Consider the following 448-nt stretch of genomic DNA (forward strand, 5'->3'; position numbering starts at 1 on the left):
ATTCCCCATGAAAAGCGTATCTCGGATGAGATTATAGGATTTCGTATGGGCATCCCCTGCATTTCCAAGTTGGATGTTATGAATCCCTTCCGCTGCATTAGACGCCCCATAAGCAAACGACCCCAGTCCTGCGGTTAAGCCAGCCCCAACAACCAAGGGTGTCGCAAAACCCATGCTTCCTACAATCGCAAGAATACTAAACGCAACAGTCACCACACCAAGTGCTAGGTCTTTCCAACCGTTCTTGGCTCGATCCTCTGCAGCCAAGGCCTCAAAACGAGCCTTGTCTCTCTCCTGAGCAGCTTGTACGCGTTCAACACGACTCTCCATCTGCTTGGTTGCCTGTTGGTAGGCTATCGCAAAGCGTTGGACAGACTGGAGTTTAGCGAAATCACCCGACTGATAAGTCCCTACAGTCCGTGTCTTCCCTGCATGCTCTGCGATCAAG

Annotated in this window: 1 pseudogene; it reads right to left on the bottom strand. The window is 51.1% G+C overall.

From position 1 onward, the window contains the following. Positions 1–330: pseudogene (locus ADH52_RS10995) on the bottom strand (hypothetical protein); the annotation flags it as partial. Positions 331–448: the final 118 nt, after the last annotated feature.

This window comes from Streptococcus pseudopneumoniae (assembly GCF_001072665.1).
Taxonomy (GTDB): domain Bacteria; phylum Bacillota; class Bacilli; order Lactobacillales; family Streptococcaceae; genus Streptococcus; species Streptococcus pseudopneumoniae_S.